Below are 19,019 nucleotides of genomic sequence, written 5' to 3'. Positions count from 1 at the left end.
CGGTTCCCGGCCCCCCGTGGACCGTCCCGGCCCCGACGCGACGGGCCGCCACGGCCAGGTCCGATTCCCGCCAGCCGTCCCCCCTGAGCCGCGGGTAGCGTCGTCACCGTGCCCGTGAGAGAGCTCGACTTCGACTCCTGTTACCGCGCGGTGGCCGCGAGGGACGCCCGGTTCGACGGGCGGTTCTACACGGCGGTCACCTCCACCAACATCTACTGCCGGCCGATCTGCCCGGCACGCACCCCCTCCACCCGCAACGTGCGGTTCTACCGCCACGCGGCCTCGGCCGAGGCGGCCGGGTTCCGGCCGTGCAAGCGGTGCCGGCCCGAGCTGAGCCCCGGCGATCCCGGCTGGGACCACCGGGGCGACCTGGTCGGCCGGGCGCTCCGGCTGATCGACGAGGGGGTGGCGGACGACGGCGGGATGACCCGGCTGGCCGGGCGGCTGCACATCACCGGACGGCACCTGCACCGGCTGTTCACCGCGGAGATCGGCGTGGGCCCGCTCGCCGTGGCCAGGACCAAGCGCCTGCTGCTGGCCAAGCAGCTGCTCACCGAGACCGGGCTGCCGATCGTCGACGTGGCGTTCGCCTCGGGTTTCGGCAGCGTACGGCAGTTCAACGCGACCATGAAGGACACCTACGGCTTCACCCCCGGCGAGCTGCGGGCGACGACCGGGGCGAGGCCGGAGATACGCGGCGACGCGCTCACCCTGCGGTTGCACCGCAGGGAGCCCTACGACGCCGAGACCCTGATGCGGTTCCTGGCGGCGAGGGCGATCCCGGGGCTGGAGCACGGGGACGGCACCTCCTACCGCCGGGCCGTCCCCGGCGGAACGATCACCCTCACCCCCGTGCCGGGCCACGTACGGCTGGAGGTGAGCGTCGACGACACCCGCCACCTGGCCAGGATCGTCGCCCGCTGCCGCCGCCTCCTCGACCTCGACGCGGACCCCGAGGCGATCTCCTCCGCCCTCGGCGAGACCTCGCTGGCTCCGCTCGTCGCCGCCCGCCCCGGGCTGCGCGTGCCCGGCGCCTGGGACGGTTTCGAGATGGCCGTCCGCGCCGTGGTCGGCCAGCAGATCTCCGTCGCCGGTGCCCGTACCATCCTGGGCCGCGTCGCGGCCAGGGCCGGGCGCGCAGGCGGCGACCATGGCCTGCCCCACCTGTTCCCGACCGCGGAGGAGCTCGCCGAGGCCGATCTCGCCGGGCTGGGCCTGACCGGGCGGCGAGTGGCGACGCTGAAGGCGCTCGCCACGCGGGTGGCGAGCGGCGAGATCGACCTGGACGGCGCGCAGGAGCCCGCGCGAGCGGTGGCCGCCCTGCTGGAGGTCCCCGGCATCGGGCCGTGGACCTGCGGTTACATCGCGCTGCGGGCACTGCGCGACCCGGACGCCTGGCCTGGCGGAGACCTCGGCCTGCGGCGGGCCATGGCCTGCCTCGGCATCCCTGAAGATCACATCGAGCGGTGGCGTCCCTGGCGGGCGTACGCCGCGCTGCACCTTTGGAGCTCGGAATGATAGAGGCACAGGTTCTCGACACCCCGGCAGGTCCGCTCGCCATGCTCGCCCGCGAGGGTGTGCTGCTGGCGGCGGGCTTCACCGCGGCGGGACCCGAGGAGATGTTCGCGCGGCTCTCCCCCGAGGTACGCGCAGAAGGGCTCGTTCTCAGCGACGACCTGGGCGGGCCGGCGCGGGCGGTACGCGACTATCTGGACGGCGACCTCGCCGCCCTCGACGCGGTTCCGGTGGAACAGCCGGGCACGCCCACCCGGCAGCGGCTGCTCGCCGCCCTGCGCCAGGTGCCCGCGGGCGTCACGATCAGCTACGCCGAGCTCGCCGAGCGGGCGGGGCTGCCCAGGACCGCGGCCAGGGCCGCGGGGTCCGCGTGCGCGCGGAACCTGATCGCGCCGTTCGTCCCCTGCCACCGCATCCTGCCGTCCACCGGCGGGTACGGCGGCTACTACTACGGCACCCCGGTGAAGCAGTGGCTGCTCACCCACGAGGGGGCACCGGCCGCCGAACGGCTCAGAACCCACGAGGAGGGCCGCTGACCCGGCTATCCCCGCCGTGCTCCGCGTCTCACCGGCCGACCACCGGTCCGTGACCGGTCCTCCTCGACGCACCCCGCGCCGGGTCCCGGGACGACCGACGGTCCTCCCGGGACCCGGTGATCGCCCCGGACGGTCAACCGGCCTTTCTCACCGTGCTCTGCACCTCGCCCACCGGGACGTCGCGGGTCACCCCCACCTCGATCGGGTCGTAGACGAAGGGCACCACGTCGTCCTCGACCTCGATGGGCCAGACCGAGGTGACCTCCAGCACGTAGACGTCACGCGGCTGGTCGATCGAGGAACGCAGATAGCGGACGCCGCAGGTGAATTCGGCGCCCTGCTGGTACGGCTTGCCGCCCGGACCGCACTCCTCCTTGACCTCCGCCCGGTCCGCGGTGGTACCCGCGTCGATCTGGATGTCCTGCAGGGTGGCGGTCACGGTGGCGCTCATGATCCCGGGCAGCGTCGCGGTCACGGACCTGGTGGTCTCGCCGACACCGCTCAGCCAGACCCAGGTCGGCAGGTTGACGTAGCTCTTGGCGTCCGGGTTGAGCTCGATCTTCGGCTCGGGGACGGTGAGCGCGGCGCGGGCGATGTCGACCAGTTCGGCCATGGTGATCCCCGCGGGCGGGGTCGTGTTGGGCGGTACGAACACGTAGGTGTCCAGCCCCATCTGGCAGCTCACCCCGTTGGGATCGGACGAGTCGTGGGCGACCGTCCACCAGCGCCCCTCCTCGCCGAGCTTCTCCACGAAAGGCTTGAGTGCCTCCTGCCGGGTCTGCGGCGCGCCCGGGTCCACCCGGGTGGTCCGCTGCTGGAAGTCCAGCATCTCTGAGGCGTTCTGGGCGGGTTCGTACCAGCATGGCCGCTTGAGCCGGTAGCCGTCGCTTTTTCCCCCGCGGCCGTTCCCGCTGATGATGATCTGGGAGTTCTTGAGACTGACCCCCGCCGTGTTCCCGTCCTGGTTGCCTCGGACCTGAACATCGGAGCCACCACCGCCGCCACCGGGATTCGGACCGAGCAGCAGCAGCCCCGCGACCACCACATTCATGATCATCGATGACATCCCTTCGAGGCGTCACTGAAAGGTTTGGCGTGCTGGAGCAGCTTGATCCGCCAGACCCCGTCGTCACCCCGCCGGAGGCCGGCGACCTGGAGGAAGGGGCGCCTGGCCCAGTCGGGCTGCTTGCGGACCGCCTTCCCGGTCTCCGCGTCCAGCAGTCGCATCCCGGTCTCGTCCACGCACGCGTTCAACTCGGCTCCCCTGCCGGTGACCGAGACGACGTTCAGCGCGTACAGCCGGGAGACCCCGCGCACCGAACGGCGCTGGTCCAGGAACGCCTTCACCCACGCGTACGCGTCCATGCTCGCCCCCTCCTGGACCGTCTCGTAGTACGCGGTGTCCTCACCTCCGGTGACGACCGAACGGAAGGACCCGGCACGGTAGTCGCGGAAAGTGTTGATCATCGCGATGGTGTCCTCGTCGGTCGTGACCGGCCACTCCACCACCACCTGGACGTCGGCGGAGACCTGGACCGTCTCCACCCTCGGCGCCGTCGGCGCCGTCGCGGCGGAGCCCGGCGCGGAGGTCTCGGCGGGAAGGTCGACGGGAGTGAACCGCTCGGCCTCCGACGGGGCGCAGGCCGTCGACAGGAGTACGACCAGCGCGATCGCGACACGCACACCGATCACGCTAGGAGCGCCCGACCACCGAAACCACTGATATGCGCGATTCGGCATGACTCTCTCCTCGTCCTCCTCGCGGCCCCCCTCACGACGACCCGTCACACCTCCCGCCCGAAGGTCGCCGGGCGCGGCACCCGCCCGCCACCGCGTGACGTCCGGCGCACGGGCCGGGTCCGCCCGGCCCGTCATGCGGTCGGGGCCGAGCGCATCCGCCACGAGGGCAGCAGCTCGTCGATGAGGGCCTCGGTCTCGGGAGCCATCCCGCCGCCGTAGGGATGGGACTCGGCCCTGCGGTGCAGGGCGTCGACCACGGCGCGCAGGCGGACGGGGTCGGCGGTGAGGTGGGTGGCCCGCAGCAGGTCACGCCAGAGCCCCTCGTCGTCCGCGGCCAGCAGCAGCCCGGCACGCACCGCCGCGACGGCCTCGTCGGTCTCGCCTCGGGCCAGGCGCGCCTCGCAGAGCCGATGCGCGGCGTCCGCGACGCCCGCGGTCACGTTGTACTCCAGGTCGTCGGCGGCGAGCCAGGCGTAGCGACCACGGGGACGGCCGTTCAGCAGCGGGCCCCGTACCAGGCCGAGTGCCCGGTCAAGGAGCTCGGGACGCCCGGCGGGGCCGGCGTGCGACCGGCGGACGAGGTCGCGGAAGAGCATCCAGTCGGTGCGCACCTCGGGACCGAGCTTGAGCCGCCCTGACTCGTCGGCGTAGAGGTTGGGCCGCCCCTGGCTGTCGGTGCCCAGCCAGGCGACGACCCTCGCGATCGTGGCGTCCCGCACCACCGACTGCACGCCCCTCGGCCAGAGGATGCCGCCGAGCACGACGGGGTGGACGCCACCGGGGTGCGTCGCCAGGTAGACGGCGAGCTCGACGGCGATCACGGCCCGTCCCTCCTCCATCGGCGGGGGGCCGACGACCTCGGCCGGACCGAGGATGCGCACCTCGACCGAGGGAGTGTGCGGTACGGGCTCCGGCTCGTCGGAAAGCGGCTCGCCCTCCAGCCGCTCGGTCGCGAGGAACAGGTCGATCAGCGCCCGGTACTGGCGCCGGGGCAGCAGCTGCGCGGCCACGTCGAAGCCGAGCGCGTCGATCTCGGCGCGGCCCCCCTCGGTGATCGTCCAGTTCCAGGTGGCGTGCGGCACGTCACCCGCGATCACGTACCCGGCCGCGGTCCGTACGCCCTTCCTCGCGAGCAGGGCGAGGCGGCGGCCCTCCTCGGGGGTCGGGGCGATCGCGGACAGCAGGTAGTGCGGCGTGGCGACCGGGTCGCCGGCGCGCCCGTGGATCCGGCCGGTGAGCACCTCACCGGCGTGATCGCGCTTACCGGCCCCCGCCTCCAGCTCGGGCAGGACCTCCGCCAGGGCGCCCACGTATCTGATCCGATCGGAGGCGATCACGGTCAGCTCCTCGCCGAAGCCGACCAGCGTGAGGCGCATCCGGTCCGACCAGCGGTTGGTGGCCAGCTCCACGGCGAGCGCGGCCAGGGCCTCGGTGGTCCGCGGGCCGTTGATGCCGATCGGCCCGTGTGCGGCCTCCAGGTCGACGAGCACCCTGCCCTCACCGCCCTCGCCGTTGGAGCCGATCGAGACCAGTCCCGGGTAGGGGGCGGGCGCGTCGGCGAGCGTCCGCTCGTCGATCATCCGGCCCTCGTGCGCGGGAAGCCGCCAGACCTGGCCGCCGTCGTGGGAGGTCCAGGGCGCGGGCGCGTCGGAGTCCGGCGGGTGGATCCACAGGTCGAGAGTCTGCGGCGACAGGTGGGCGGCGTAGATCGTGGGCGGGACGCGGTTCTGGGCGGCGAGGGACCTGCCGAGGAGCCGGAGTCCTACGTCGAGCATCCGGCTGCCGGGGGCGTCGGCACCGAGCCTGAGCGCGAGTTCGGCCTGGGCGGCGTCGTCCCTGGGCCGGGTGATCCGGCGCCCGAACGCGCGGTGCCAGAGCTGCTGCCTGCGCCTGCGTCCGAGCGCGGCGAGCAGTCCCGCCGCCGCCAGCGAGGCCCCCGCCAGGTAGTCGAGCATCCCCAGGGCGGTCTCCTGCCCGGCGTTCTGCCCGATGTCAGGGGGTTCGGCCACCGCCGCCGGGTCTCGCCGCTCCACCTGCCCGGGGTCCTGCCGCCCGCTGTCGGCCGCCGTATCGGGCACGGTGCGGGCATTGTCACGGGCGCTGTCGCGAGCACTGTCACGAGCGCCGTCCCCGCGTTCCTGCGCCGGGCCGACCTCCCGCCTCCCTTCGGCCCCGATCCTGTCCCCGGCCCTTTCTCGGGGGTCGGAGACCTCGGGCGCGGGCTCCGCGGGAAGGTCGGCGCGGCCGGGGGTGATGGTCTGGGTACGGCCGTCCAGCTCCGTCGGCTTGTCCGGATGGTCCTTGAGGGTGTCGTCACGCGGCTGGGAGGCCGGGACGATGTGGATGTTGCGCGCGTCGTCCGGCATGTCCAGGACCCAGCCGGGCCTGATCAGGTCGGCCATGTGCAGGCGGCTGCCGTCGGGCTGTTCCTTGTGCTGGTTGAGCCGGTAGATCTCCGGATACCTGCGCCCGTCGCCGAGGCACTTCTCCGCGATCTCCCACAGGCTCTCGTGGTGGCGCCCGTGCGGCGGCTGCACCACGTAGACCTTCTTCGCCTTGCGTGCGGGCGCCAGCTCGGCCCGCTCGTCGGCGGCCGGAGCGGACGGCGACGACAGGCCGGTGGAGACGATGCCGGGAGCGGTGGGCGGCAGGCTGGTCATCTTCGCGATCGGCAGGGCCACCGCCGAGACGGTGAACAGCAGCATGGCCGCCGAGACCAGCCGGTTGGCGAACATCTGCGTGCCGCCCGACAGCGGCACCCTGGCCGGCATGCCGACCCGGCGCAGCCCCGCGTAGATCTCGACCAGCACACAGACCACCAGCTGCAGCCAGGCGAGCCAGACCAGCAGCACGAGGATCGCGACGATCGTGCTCGTACCCACCTGGCTGGTCAGCAGGTCGAGGTTGAGCAGCTCGGGCGGGAGCGGCGGCCCGGCCAGCCGGAGCAGGGCGTAGGGGACCCCCGCGATGAGCGCGACCAGGACGACGAGCGCGCCGAGGCCGGCCAGCAGGTCTCCCGGTGTGCGCCTGGCCTTGATGCGCACGGGCTGTCGTGTGGGCATTCGTCTCCCTCCCCGTTCTGATTCGTCCTCGGTCAACCGGTGGGCCGGCGATTCACGGCAACTGCTCTTCCCCGACGTCCGGTCCGGCCGTGGCCTCGGCCTCCATCTCCGAACCGGGGAAGCCGAAGGCGGCCAGGAAGAACGCCTTCCAGGTGACGGAGACGCTCACGGTGACCTCACCCTGGCCGCCGCCGAGGGTGCATTCCGTGAGCTGTACGTCGCCGCCGCCGTGAGCGGAGACGATCTCCTCGGCCTGCCCGCAGGACTCCCCCTCCCCCAGCAGCCGGGCCTGGCCGGTGGAGCGCAGGTGCTCGACGTCGATCTGGTCAGCGGCGGCCCTGGCGGCCTGTTCGGCGACGTCGGCCGCCCGCAGCCGGGCGTTGATGGCGGCCCCGCCGTCGACGAGCAGCCCGGCCAGCAGGAACACCACCACCGAGAAGATCACCGTGAAGATCGACATCGACCCCCGCTCGCCGGGCGCGGCGGGAGGAGACGGGTGTGCGGGGTTCACTCCTCGACCCTCCTGAACTGCTCCAGCGGGACCACCGAGTCGCCCTTGATGTCCTTGGCCGCCCCGAAGCCCAGGAAGTCCAGGTCCAGGGAGCAGGTCACCTCGGCGTGGACCTGGCCGCCCTCCTCCCAGGTCGTACCGGACAGGCTGACCTGCGGCTCGCACTCGCCCGACAGTGCTCCGCGGGCCGCCTCGTCCGCGGCGGCCTCGGCGTCGGCCAGGGTGCGCTCGACGGAGGCGGCCCTGGCGGCGTCCCTGGCGGCGCCGTTGACCTCGCCCTGGGCCTCGACCACCCTTCCCGCACCCACCAGGAAGAGCAGGAACAGCAGGAAGACCGGGGCGAGCAGCACCGTCTCGGTGCTGAGCGACCCGCGCTCGTTCCTGTCCCCGCCGGACGTCAAGGGGATCACTCGCATCCTTCGCTCCCGTCGTCGGGACGGAAGCACTCGATGGGACCGCCGAAGCGCGCGGTGACGGTGAACGTGGTGGACGGCAGCAGCGGGACGACCTGGACCGCCGAGGCACTCACCTCGACACCCCGCTGGTCGCCCTCCTCCCAGGCGGTGACCGTGGCGCCTTCGAGGAGTTTCGGGCCGATGGTGCGGATCAGCTCCTGGGCGCGGGACTCGGCGTCCTGCTGCCAGGACTCGGAGTCGACCCTGGCGAGCCGCGCTCCCTCCCTCGCCGCGGCGTCGGCGATCTGGCGTCCGTGGAACCACAGCGCGGACTGCACGATGAGCAGGACGACGACCAGCACCACCGGCATGATGATCGCCAGTTCGACGACCGTGGCGCCGCGCTCGCCGGCACGGTCCCCGGCGCCGGGGCGCGCGCTGCCCTCCCGGTCGCGCTCGCCGTCCCTGTCCCGGGCATCCCGGTCTCCTCGGGCTCCTCGGGCTCCTCGGGTGCGGCGTCGCGCGCGCTCACGGGTCTCCAAGTTCGCCGCCCCCGCCCCCGCCGCCCCCGCCGCCGAACTGGTTGGAGATCTCGGCCTGCTTGCCCTCGACGAGGCCCTTGATGAGGGTCGCGAGTCCGAGCGCCACCCCGGCGATGATGGCCGTGATGATGACCCATTCGACGGCGGAGGCGCCCCGGGTGGGGGCGCTGCGCGCCTTCTCGATCCGGACGCTCAGAACGGCGACCGCGTAGACGATCCACGGATGGCTCAGCATGGTCAGGACCCCAACATCTTCATAGCGGCCGGAAAACTCAGAAAGATCACAAAACCCGCGCAGAGCAGGAGCTGGGCGACGAGCATCGACTGGGAACGCTCGCCCGCCTGCCCCTCGATCTCGGCGAGCTCCCGGCGCCGCATGGTCGCGGCGCGGGCGGTGAGGGAGGCGCGGACCTTGGCGCCGTCGTCGGCGACCAGCCCGAGGGCGGCGGACAGGTCGCGCAGCTCGTCCACGTTGATCTCGTCACCGAGCTGGCCGAGGGCCTGCCAGGGGGTGATGCCGACGATCCTGGCGTTGCCGAGTGCCTCGCGGATGCGGGACATCGCCCAGTTGGCCCCGTCCTCGTCGGGGCCGGGGCTGCCCACCGAGACCGCCATCATCAACGCCTCGGGTACCCCTCGCCCGCCCGCCAGGTTCATCGCGACGAGGTCGAGGAAGGAACCGACGACGTGCCGGAAGTCGCGGCGCATCCGCGCGGCGTCCCGCTTGACCTGCAGGTCGGGCAGGACGAAGAAGACTCCGGCGACCAAGAGCGCCGCCCACAGCGGGACGGTGAGGGACAGACCCCACCCCATCAGCACCAGCCAGCCCGCCAGCAGCGGGAACGCGAGCAGCCCGGAGACCGCGAGCAGCACCTTGGTGGCGAGGAAGCCCTCGAACGACCTGCCGAGCAGCGCGAGGTCGGCTCTCGCCGAGCGGGCCTCCCAGCCCCGCGCGGCGTAGAAGCGGGCCATCCGCTCCCCCAGGCCGCGCCGGAACGCGCTCACCTCCTCGTCGGGCAGGATGAGCCGCGCGCGGGGCGCGTCGGTGCCCTCCCTGGCGGCGTCGAGCGCCATCAGGCGCGTCACCAGCCCGGGACGGGCCGGAAACAGCGCCCGCAGCAGCAGGAACAGGCCCATCCCGAGCACCGATCCCGCGAGCAGCGCCTCAGTCATCGCGCACCTCGCCTCCGGAGGGCAGGCCGAGCAGGCGTGCGGGCTTGTCGAAGCGGGCCAGGCGGCGCATCCAGGCGAACCCGGCGCCGAAGAATCCCGCGACCACCACGAGCACCGCCTGGCCGAGCGTGTTGTCGTACTCCTCGACGTAGGAGGGGTTGAACACGACGAGCATGACGGCGAAGGCGAGGGCCGTACCGACCACGATCTGCACGCTGCGACGGGTGGAGCGGCGCTCGGCCTCGACCCGGCGGCGCATGTCGAGCTCCTCGCGGGCCGACACGGCCAGCGCGCCGAGCACGTCGCGCAGGCCGGGGCCGCGCAGCTTGGAGTTGAGGATGAGGGCGGCCACGACCAGGTCGGCCGAGGGGTCGTCGAGCTCGTCGGCGAAGAGCCTGAGCGCGTCGGGCAGCGCCATCCTGGTATGCAGGCGGTCGACCATGGACCGCAGGTGCGGGCGCAGGGTGGGGGCGGCCGCCCGGATCGAGGACGGGATCGCCTGTTCCAGTCCGGACGCCCCGGCGATGGTGTCGCGGAGCGACTCGGTCCAGGCGGCCAGGGCCTCCAGCCGCCGCATCGCGGTCCGTTCCTCCGCGGCGCCGCCGGACAGGCCGCGCCAGGCCAGCGCGAGGAGCACGGCCCCCACCGCCATGACCGGCCACCCGGTCACCACGAGCACGAGCACCCCGGCGATGACCCCCACCGCCGACCGGGTGGACAGCGCGCGCAGGAACTCGCGCCTGCCCGCCGACCTGCCGGGGGTGGCCGGCCGGACGGGCACCCCGTACAGGGAGAGGAAGAGCAGGAAGAGCCCGGCGCCGAGCGCGAGGCCGGAGAGCAGCACCAGCGGGTCGAACAGGCCCGGAGGCAGGGAGGTCATGTCCAGCCTCCCGGGTCGTAGCCGAAGTGGGCGAGCTCCTCCAGGCACGACAGCGGAGCGTGCGGTATCACCCGGCCGTCGGGCGCCGTCGCGAACACCTCGGAGGAGAGCACCCGCCCGTCCACCCCGGCCACCTCGCGCACGCTCGACACGAAGCGGCGCAGCCTGCCGCCCACCGCGTAGTCGTTGCGCTTCTCGATGAACACCACGAAGTCGATCGCCCCGGCGATGAGCATGTGGGTGGCCTCGATCGGCAGGCGCTCCGAGGCCTGGAGGGCGTAGGTGGCGATGCGGTTGAAGACCTCCATCGAGGAGTTGGCGTGGATGGTCGACAGCGAGCCGTCGTTGCCCTGGGTCATCGCGTTGAGCATGGTGACGATCTCGTCGCCGAGGACCTCACCGACGATCACCCTGGACGGGTTCATGCGCAGGGAGCGGCGGACCAGCTCCGCCATGCTGATCTCGCCCTGGCCCTCGGAGTTGGGGAGCCTTTGCTCGAAGGCGACCACGTTGGGGTGCAGCTCGGGAAACTGGTCGAGGCCGAGTTCCAGCGCGCGTTCGACGGTGATGAGGCGCTCGGACGGCGGGATCTCGTTGGCGAGCGCGCGCAACAGGGTCGTCTTCCCCGCGTTCGTCGAACCGGAGATCATGATGTTCTTCCTCGCCGCCACCGCGGCCGCGAGGAACCGTCCCAGCTCGGGGGTGAGGGTGCCGTTTCCCACGAGGTCGCTGAGGAACACCTTGCCCAGCCGGGATCGGCGGATGGAGATGGACGGGCGCACCGTCACGTCCATCACGGCCGAGAGCCGGGAGCCGTCGGGCAGGCGCAGGTCGAGCTGGGGGTTGGCGGTGTCGAACGGCCTGCTGGACAGACCGCTGTATGCGGCGAGGATCTGGATCAGCTCGACCAGCTCCTCGTCGGATTCGGCCACCGGCTCGCGCATGAGCTCCTGGCCGTCGGCGTAGCCGACGAACACCCGGTCGCAGCCGTTGATGTCGATGTTCTCGACCTCGGGGTCGTCGAGCAGCGGCTGGAGGCGGCCGACGCCGAACAGGGCCGCGTGGATCCCCGCGGCCAGCGCCTCCTCCTCCTCGGCGGTGGGCGGCGTCCTGCCGACGCCGATCTCGCCGCGGGCGAACTCCTCGAGGATCTGGGCGATCAGCGCGCGGGCGAACTGGCGCTCGTCCTCGCCGCTCATCGGTGGCAGGCCACTCGCCTGGTCGAGGCGGCGCTGGTGGGCGAGCCTGTCGCCGACGTCCTGCCGGAAACGCTTCACCAGCGTGTGGTCGATGGTCACGGCCTCGCTCCGCTCGACGGCTCGGCGGGCTTGACCGGCGAGCGTGCGGCCTGCTCCCGTGCGCGGAAGGCCGACTCCGCCGACTCCTGGGCGCGGAGCTGAGCGTCGAGACGGCCGCCCAGCTCCCTGGCGGTGCGGATCAGCAGGGAGCGGTCCAGACGTCCGCCCCACTGGCCGCGCAACAGCTCGGCGCCCTTGGGGTCGTGCGCGAGCCCGCTCACGAAGGCGATGTGCCTGCCGGTGCCCGCGACGATCCGGCGCACCTCGTCGATGGTCGTGCGGTACTGGCGGGGGTCGGCGATCACCACCACGCCCACCTGGGGCTCGCGCGGCATGATCTGCAGGCGTTCGCGCAGGTGGGCGACGTGGTCGAGGCTCGCCCTGGTGAACAGCACCACCAGCGCGGCCTCAGCGGTCAGCTCGGCGAGCTGCGGGTGTCCGCCGAGACGCCCGCAGTCGGCGAGCACGTCGGCGTCGGGCAGTGTGGCCAGCGCCCGGCCGAGCGGACCCCAGAGCCAGGTCAGCCCGGACGCCTGCTCGCCGTGGGTGAGCCCGGCCAGCACGTCCAGACCACCGACGATCTTCTGGGTGTGCTCGTGGATCTGGTCGGGGTGCAGGCCCCTGCGGGCCGTGGCCCCCAGGGTGAGCAGTCCGCGCGCGGGGTTGAGCACGCCGCCGTCGGCGGCGGGCAGGCGGTAGGCGAGGTCGCCGCCCGCCGGGTCGCACTCGGCGAGCAGCACCGGGCGCGGCCAGATCGCGCCGAGCGCGGTGGCCGCCGTGGTCACGCCGGGCGCGCCCTTGTCGGCGGCCAGCACGATGAGCGCCACGTCAGCGCGCTCCCGGCAGCTCGGCGAGGGCGATCTCACCCGCGGAGGCGTACGCGACGATCTGCGGCGAGACGGAGCTGTCCACGATGATGGTGACCAGGCCGTTCGCCCCCGTCCTGCCCGGCGTGCCGATCTGGTGGACGAGGGCGCTCTGCGCCAGCACCCGGCTCTCCCGGTCGGCGCCGCCGCCCTTGCTCGGCACGTGGACGACCTGGACCCGGTCGCCGCGCTCCAGGGTGCCCGGTGTCTGGCCGGGTTTGAGCGCGAGGCCGACCTGGGCCTTGCCCGGGCCGAGCTCCCTGCTGGAGGAGACCACCATGTCGCGGGTGAGGAGCGTGCCGGGCAGGAGGGTGACGCGGGCGAAGTTCTCGGTGACGCGGGCACGCTGGGACCAGGCCACGTAGCCGATGCCGGTGTCGGCGATCTGGACCTCCTTGAGCATCGCCTCGGTGAAGGGCTGTCCGGCGCCGATCTGCTGGGAGACGGCGATCGCCGAGACGCGGTCGCCGCTGCGCAGGACGAGCAGCGTGGTGGCGAGGGCGCCGCCCAGGATGAGGAGGACGGCGAGGGCGGCGAGGGCGGGTTTGCGCTCGCGTGGGGGCACGGGGAGCTTGCGCGACGCCGGACCCGACAGGGCGCCCGCCGAGGTCTGACGCTCGGCGTTCACCGGGACGCGGCCCGTTGGCTTCTCACTGGTCCTCATGGGTTAGGGGGACTCCCAGAGTGATCAAAATATGGGGAACTACTGGTCGAATTTACGCCATTATGCGCACCATGCGGACGGGCTGTCGGACAAAAGCCAGGACCCATGCTCGTTTGATAGGAACACCGCTGTCAACGCCACTTCAGAAGAAGATGTCCGTTTGGCTAGCTGACGGGAGGCTTATCCGGGTGATATGGACGGTAATTAACTCTCGCACCAATCACCCCAGCTTTTTCACCCCTCATTCCCGTGTCCGGCATGCCCGCCCCGCAAGGGGATGCCGCCGGTTTCCGGATCCGGAGCGGAGCGCGCGACTTCCCCCCGGTTCTCCGAACAGGTTTTCCACAGCCCCGCATCACGAGCAGGTCACCGCCCCGAAGCCTCCGCAGCGACAAATGCCCACTTGAGACGGTATAACCGGCCATCATCCCCAGGCAGTTATCCACAGGCTTTACCGTTTTCCACATACCGGCGGTGAGTCACGACATTGCCGCGAACACTCCCACCGGGATGGTTTTCCCTCTGTACGGTGGACCCGCGGCCCGACCCGAGGAGAGCGGCGATGCGAATCATGCTCACCGTGCTCAGCGAGCACGCCGACCGCGATGTCGTGGTCGAGGGCGACGAGACGACCACGGTGGCACGACTCGCGGAGTCCCTGGCGGGCCAGGGCGGCGAGCGACCGAGCAACGTGGTGCGGCTGACGCGCAGCAAGGCCCCGTACGGGCTGGATCGCGACTCCGCCGGGGCCGAGCCCCCGACGCTGTGGATGGACGGCCGCCCCCTCGACCCCGCCGCCCCCGCGCTCGGCCTGCTCCGCGACGGCGACCTCGTCACCCTCGACCGCTCCCTCGCGACGGCCACCCTCGCCGAGGAACCCGGCGGGATCGTGGAGATCCGGGTGGTCGGCGGACCCGCCGCGGGCTCCGTGCACCGCCTCAGCCTGGGCGTGCACACCATCGGCTCCGACCCCGCCTGCTCGGTCTCCGTGGCCGACCCCCGGCTGCCCGCGCGGGCCGCGGTGGTACGGCTCACCCCGGACGCCATCACCGTGGAACCCGGGGAGGGCACGGCGCCCCTGCTGGGCCGCGCCCCCCTGGAAGGCCCGCTGCCCTGGCCGGAACACGCCCTGCTGAGCTGCGGCGGCACCGTGCTCACCCTCAAGGCGGTGGAACCGCCCGACGCCCACCTGGACGCGCAACCCGACGGCGGGCTCGCCTACAACCGGCCGCCCAGGTTCCGGCCACCGGGCGGCGCGCGGCGCTTCGAGGTCCCGGCCGAGCCCAGGCGGGCGGAGACGATGCGGCTGCAGCTGCTCACCGCGTTCCTGCCCGCCGCGCTGGGCGTGGGCCTCGCCATCGCCCTCAAATCGCCGTACTTCCTGCTGTTCGCGTTCATGACACCACTGATCATGATCGGCCAGTGGTGGAGCGACAGGCGGCACGGCCGCAAGCAGTACCGCCAGCAGCTCAAGGAGTACAAGCAGCGGCTGGAGGTCTTCGAGGCGGCCGTGGACCGGGCGCGCGCCGACGACGAGACCGCCCGCCGCGCCGCCGCGCCCGACCCCGCCGAGGTGCTGCTCACCGTGACCGGCCCCCGGCGGCGGCTCTGGGAGCGGCGCGACCACGACCCCGACGCGCTGCGGCTGCGGGTCGGCCTCGCCGACCTCCCCGCCGACCTGGAGTTCACCCCCGAGCGCTCCGCACCGGCCGACGCCCCGCTGCCCGCGCTGCCCACCTGTCAGGCGGTACCGGTGGCGCTGGCCATGCGCCGCCTGGGCGTCGCCGGCCTCACCGGGCCGAGGAACACGACGGCGGGGGTGGCGCGCTGGCTGGTCGGCCAGGCCGCCGCCCTGCACAGCCCGCGCGACCTGGCGATCGTCGTCCTGTCCGCGCACGGCGACGGCGAGGAACGCTGGAACTGGGTCCGCTGGCTGCCGCACTGCGCCCCGCGCGGCGGCGAGGACTGCGTGGCCCTGGTCGGCGCCGACCCGGAGAGCGCGGCCCGCCGGGTGAGCGAGCTCGCCGCGCTGATCGACGAGCGCCTCGGCGACGACGCCGCCGCGGGTCCCGCGGCCAAGCTGGGCCGCATCCCGGCCGGCTGGGGCGACCTGGGCGGCGGCGCGGGCACCGGCGCCGACCAGTTGTACGCCGCCCCCGTCTACGACGAGCGTCCCTACGACGTGCTGGTCGTGCTCGACGGCGCGCAGGCACTGCGCGCCCTGCCCGGCATGCCCCAGGTGCTGCGCCAGGGTCCCAGGGCGGGCGTCCACACCCTGGCCGTCGACGGCGACCAGCGGCTGCTGCCCGAGGAGTGCGCCACCGTCGCCGCCGTGGAGGCCGACGGCACGGTGCGGCTGCGCGGCGGCGGCCTGGACGACCTCGGCGAGATCCTCGCCGACCAGGTGACGTCCGCCTGGTGCGACAGGCTGGCCCGCTCGATGGCGCCGATCCGCGACGTCAGCCGCGACGACGCCGGACTCGCCCTGCCGGACTCCGCGCGGCTGCTGGACCTGCTGGAGCTGCCCTCGCTCTCCGGCGCGGCCCTGACCGGGCGCTGGGGACGGGCCACCGAGGCCGTGGTGGGCGTGGGCCCCGAGGGGCCGTTCTCCGTCGACCTGCGCAGGGACGGGCCGCACGCGCTCATCGCGGGCACCACGGGCGCGGGCAAGTCGGAACTGCTGCAGACCCTGATCTCCTCGCTCGCGGTGGCGAACCGGCCGGACGAGATGACGTTCGTGCTCATCGACTACAAGGGCGGCGCCGCGTTCAAGGAGTGCGTGCGGCTGCCGCACACCGTCGGCATGGTGAGCGACCTAGACGGCCACCTCACCCAGCGGGCCCTCGCCTCGCTCGCCGCGGAGATCCGCCGCCGCGAGCGCCTGCTGCTCGCCGCGGGGGCGAAGGACATCGAGGACTACCACGAGCTGCGCGACACCCGCACCGCCCGCGCCTCCCGCGACCTGCTCGTCGCCGGAGGCGGCCCCCAGGTCAGGCCGCTGCGCGGGCGCACAGCGGCCTCGGCGACCTCTGCGTCCTTGGAGCCCCCGCCGCCGCTGCCCCGGCTGGTGCTGGTCATCGACGAGTTCGCGGCCATGGTGAGCGAGCTGCCCGACTTCATGACCGGGCTGGTCGACATCGCCAGGCGGGGACGCTCGCTGGGCATCCACCTCATCCTCGCCACCCAGCGGCCCGGCGGTGTGGTGACCGCCGACATCCAGGCCAACACCTCCCTGCGGATCGCCCTGCGGGTCACCGAGGCGTCGGAGTCGGCCGACGTCATCGACCGCCCCGACGCCTCGTACATCCCCAAGTCCGCGCCCGGCCGCTGCTACGTGAAGTCGGGCGCGGGAGCGGCGACGTCCGTGCAGACCGCGCGGATCGGCGGCCGGAGTCCCGGCGCCTCCGGAGGCGAGGTGAGGGTACGGGTGACGGAGGTCGGCTGGCAGGCCCTGGGACGGCCCAGGCCGGTCCACGCCGGGGCCGAGAGCGGCCACGTCACCGACCTCTCCCTGCTCGTCGACGCCCTGGTCGAGGCGGCCCGCCTGGACGGGGTCGCCGAGCAGCCGAGCCCCTGGCTCGAACCGCTCCCCGACCTCGTGACCGTCCCCGTCCTTCCCGCGACGCCCGTGCTTCCCGATGACGCGCCCCGCGCCCTGCCGTACCGCGCGGGGGTCGAGGAGGTGCCGCCGCTCGCCTTCGGGATCACCGACCTGCCCTGGGCACAGGACCGGCGCGCGCTCGCGCTCGACCTCGCCCACGGGGGGCACCTGCTCGTCGCGGGCGCCTCGCGCAGCGGTCGCTCCACCGCGCTGCGCACGCTGGCCGGGGCGATCGCCGCCGGAGCCTCCCCCGACGACGTCCACCTGCACGCGATCGACTGCGGCTCGGGATCACTGCTGCCCCTGGTGGCGATGCCGCACTGCGGGGCGGTGGTGACCCGCGACCAGCTCGACCGGGTGGAACGGCTGCTGGCCAGGCTCCGCGCGGAGGTGGGACGGCGCCAGCAACTCCTCGCCGAGGCCGGGTACGCCTCGCTCGCCGAGCTGCGCGCCGCCGAGGACGGGCCGCGGCTGCCGTGGCTGGTCCTGATGCTCGACCGGTGGGAGGGGTTCGTCGCCGCGTTCGAGGCGTACGACTACGGGCGGCTGATCGAGTCGCTGATGCAGCTGTTGCGCGAAGGCCCCGCGGTGGGACTGCGGGCCGTGGTGACCGGCGACAGGTCGGCGCTGATCGGGCAGATCTCCACGGTCTTCGACGACCGGCTGATCCTGCGGCTGGCCGACCCCACCGACTACGGCCTGGCCGGGCTGTCCATCAAGGACCTGCCGGCCACCCTCGCGCCGGGCCGCGCGCTGTCCACCGGCGAGCACGGCACGATCGAGAGCCAGATCGCGCTGCTGTGCAACGACCCCTCGGGACCGGCGCAGGTCGCCACGCTCCAGGCACTGGCCCGCTCGGCGCCGAAGATCACCGCGGAGCCGCCGATGCGGGTGGACGCGCTGCCGATGCGCGTCACCGCCGCGCAGGTCCTGGACCTCGCGCCCTCCTTCCGGCCTCCCTCACCGCTGTGGGCGCTGCTCGGCGCGGGAGGCGACTCGCTGGCACCGCTCGGCGTCGACCTGCTCGCGCACGGCCCGGCGGCGGTCGTCGCGGGTCCGCCCAGGTCGGGCAGGTCGACGGCCCTGCTGACCGCCACCCACTCGCTGCTCTCCCACGGCACCCCCGCCGTCCTCGTCACCCCTCGGCGCAGCCCTCTGTGCACGCTGGTGGACACCCCCGGCGTGCTGGCCGTGCTGGACTCGAACGGCGACCTGCACGAGGCCGTCGCGGGGCAGGACCGCTACGTCGTGATCGTCGACGACGCCGAGCTGATCTCCCCCGACTCCCCCCTGGGTACCGCGCTGGAACAGGTGCTGCGCAGCGGCAGGGACGGCGAGCACGGCCTGCTCGTCGGCGGCACCACCGGCGATCTGACCACCGCCTACCGGGGGTTCGCGGCCGAGGCCCGCAAGGGCAGGACGGGCCTGCTGCTCGCGGTCCAGAGTCCCGCCGACGGCGACCTGTTCACCGTCCGCCTGCCCCGCGGCGCGGTCGGCGGCCCTCCCGGCCGCGGCCTGCTCGTGACCCTGGGCTCGGTCACCCCCATCCAGGCCGCCGTCACATGAGAGGCCGCCGTCGTACGACGGTTCGTCATCGCACGAGAGGCCCTCGTGTCGGCGCACTCTCCGCTGCCGATGCGTCCAGTGCGGAAATGCCCCGTCCCTTGTGGGACGGGGCATTTCGGCGGACCGTTTTCTAGCGCGTGGCGGACTCGATATTGCCGCGGTAGGTGTTGATGACCCGAGAAGCCTCGGACAGCTCCTCGGACATGCGCTGGAAAGCGGCGCGGTAGTTCTGCCAGGCCTCGCTGAAACGCTGGGCACCGGGCCCCGTCCAGGCGGTGCCGACCTTCGCGGCCTCCCGGTCGAGGGCGGCCACGGTGGCCCTCACCTGGTCGGCCTGCTGGGTGAACTGGGTGGCCATCTGCTGCATTTCCGCGGGATTGCCGCCGAGCAAGTTCTGGCTCATGCCAGTCTCCTTAGGATCGGTGTCGGGGAGAGTCGGTCGCCAAACGAAAACACGATAGGCGCAAGGATCACAGAGGTGCCCGGGTTATGCCAAGCGGCTATGGACGTTCCCTCGGTGGCCGAGAGGCTAAACGTTCTCCATTGCTGTGATTTTTCGTAATTCAGAGGGGTTATAGGACTGTTATGCGAGATCGCGGTAAGGGGCGGGACCTCGGGAGCGGCCGGGCGGGGCTCCTCCGCGCCCCGGCCGGGGCCGAGACCGGGACGA

16 protein-coding genes are annotated in these 19,019 nt (G+C 73.0%); 3 read left to right on the top strand and 13 right to left on the bottom strand.

Annotated elements, in window-relative coordinates; translation table 11 throughout:
• Nucleotides 1–108 precede the first annotated feature (108 nt).
• Together AB0B96_RS03995 and AB0B96_RS03990 are read left to right on the top strand one after the other, a co-directional pair.
• Nucleotides 109–1,518 (top strand): AlkA N-terminal domain-containing protein, encoded by a 1,410-nt coding sequence (locus AB0B96_RS03995; RefSeq protein ID WP_362896305.1) that lies wholly within the window; start codon nt 109–111, stop codon nt 1,516–1,518.
• Entirely contained in the window at nt 1,515–2,051 is a 537-nt protein-coding gene (locus AB0B96_RS03990; protein ID WP_362896303.1) for a methylated-DNA--[protein]-cysteine S-methyltransferase, read from the top strand. The genes AB0B96_RS03995 and AB0B96_RS03990 overlap by 4 nt, the downstream gene beginning before the upstream one ends.
• Nucleotides 2,052–2,184: 133 nt before the next feature.
• On the opposite strand, the gene AB0B96_RS03985 is transcribed toward AB0B96_RS03990, so the two are convergent.
• The 12 genes from AB0B96_RS03985 to AB0B96_RS03930 all read right to left on the bottom strand — a co-directional run bounded on the left by AB0B96_RS03985 (nt 2,185) and on the right by AB0B96_RS03930 (nt 13,182).
• Entirely contained in the window at nt 2,185–3,108 is a 924-nt protein-coding gene (locus AB0B96_RS03985; protein WP_350946405.1) for a hypothetical protein, read from the bottom strand.
• Nucleotides 3,105–3,734 carry a hypothetical protein gene (locus AB0B96_RS03980; RefSeq protein ID WP_350946404.1) on the bottom strand — a complete coding sequence of 210 codons (630 nt, stop codon included), beginning with the start codon at nt 3,732–3,734 and terminating at the stop codon, nt 3,105–3,107. The genes AB0B96_RS03985 and AB0B96_RS03980 overlap by 4 nt, the downstream gene beginning before the upstream one ends.
• A 188-nt stretch (nt 3,735–3,922) precedes the next feature.
• Nucleotides 3,923–6,853, bottom strand: a complete 2,931-nt coding sequence (locus tag AB0B96_RS03975) for a BTAD domain-containing putative transcriptional regulator (protein ID WP_362896300.1) — start codon at nt 6,851–6,853, stop codon at nt 3,923–3,925.
• Nucleotides 6,854–6,905: 52 nt separating this feature from the next.
• Nucleotides 6,906–7,364 (bottom strand): flp pilus-assembly TadE/G-like family protein, encoded by a 459-nt coding sequence (locus tag AB0B96_RS03970; RefSeq protein WP_350946402.1) that lies wholly within the window; start codon nt 7,362–7,364, stop codon nt 6,906–6,908.
• The gene (locus AB0B96_RS03965; protein ID WP_350946401.1) at nt 7,361–7,774 is read right to left on the bottom strand and encodes a TadE/TadG family type IV pilus assembly protein; all 414 of its coding nucleotides are present in this window, start codon (nt 7,772–7,774) and stop codon (nt 7,361–7,363) included. The genes AB0B96_RS03970 and AB0B96_RS03965 overlap by 4 nt, the downstream gene beginning before the upstream one ends.
• Nucleotides 7,771–8,301, bottom strand: coding sequence for a TadE family protein (locus AB0B96_RS03960; RefSeq protein WP_362896297.1), 531 nt, complete (start codon nt 8,299–8,301; stop codon nt 7,771–7,773). The genes AB0B96_RS03965 and AB0B96_RS03960 overlap by 4 nt, the downstream gene beginning before the upstream one ends.
• Nucleotides 8,288–8,536 (bottom strand): hypothetical protein, encoded by a 249-nt coding sequence (locus tag AB0B96_RS03955; protein WP_350946399.1) that lies wholly within the window; start codon nt 8,534–8,536, stop codon nt 8,288–8,290. Before AB0B96_RS03955 ends, AB0B96_RS03960 begins: the two co-directional genes overlap by 14 nt.
• A gap of 2 nt (nt 8,537–8,538) precedes the next feature.
• Complete coding sequence (locus AB0B96_RS03950) at nt 8,539–9,474, bottom strand: type II secretion system protein (RefSeq protein ID WP_362896295.1); 936 nt, start codon at nt 9,472–9,474, stop codon at nt 8,539–8,541.
• Nucleotides 9,467–10,354: a type II secretion system F family protein gene (locus AB0B96_RS03945; protein WP_350946397.1), complete on the bottom strand. Its 888-nt coding sequence runs from the start codon at nt 10,352–10,354 to the stop codon at nt 9,467–9,469. Before AB0B96_RS03945 ends, AB0B96_RS03950 begins: the two co-directional genes overlap by 8 nt.
• The gene (locus AB0B96_RS03940; protein ID WP_362896293.1) at nt 10,351–11,652 is read right to left on the bottom strand and encodes an ATPase, T2SS/T4P/T4SS family; all 1,302 of its coding nucleotides are present in this window, start codon (nt 11,650–11,652) and stop codon (nt 10,351–10,353) included. Before AB0B96_RS03940 ends, AB0B96_RS03945 begins: the two co-directional genes overlap by 4 nt.
• Nucleotides 11,649–12,479: a hypothetical protein gene (locus AB0B96_RS03935; protein ID WP_362896291.1), complete on the bottom strand. Its 831-nt coding sequence runs from the start codon at nt 12,477–12,479 to the stop codon at nt 11,649–11,651. Before AB0B96_RS03935 ends, AB0B96_RS03940 begins: the two co-directional genes overlap by 4 nt.
• Before the next feature lies 1 nt (nt 12,480).
• Complete coding sequence (locus AB0B96_RS03930) at nt 12,481–13,182, bottom strand: hypothetical protein (protein WP_362502529.1); 702 nt, start codon at nt 13,180–13,182, stop codon at nt 12,481–12,483.
• Nucleotides 13,183–13,744: 562 nt separating this feature from the next.
• On the opposite strand from AB0B96_RS03930, the gene AB0B96_RS03925 reads away from it, so the two are divergent.
• Nucleotides 13,745–18,349: an FtsK/SpoIIIE domain-containing protein gene (locus tag AB0B96_RS03925; RefSeq protein WP_362896289.1), complete on the top strand. Its 4,605-nt coding sequence runs from the start codon at nt 13,745–13,747 to the stop codon at nt 18,347–18,349.
• A gap of 130 nt (nt 18,350–18,479) precedes the next feature.
• Here AB0B96_RS03925 and AB0B96_RS03920 read toward each other — a convergent pair whose 3' ends face one another.
• Nucleotides 18,480–18,752 carry a WXG100 family type VII secretion target gene (locus AB0B96_RS03920; protein ID WP_350946392.1) on the bottom strand — a complete coding sequence of 91 codons (273 nt, stop codon included), beginning with the start codon at nt 18,750–18,752 and terminating at the stop codon, nt 18,480–18,482.
• Nucleotides 18,753–19,019 lie beyond the last annotated feature (267 nt).

Origin of the sequence: Streptosporangium sp. NPDC049046, assembly GCF_040649155.1 — a bacterium.
Taxonomy (GTDB): Bacteria; Actinomycetota; Actinomycetes; order Streptosporangiales; family Streptosporangiaceae; genus Streptosporangium.
This window is presented reverse-complemented; position numbering and strand designations above follow the sequence as displayed.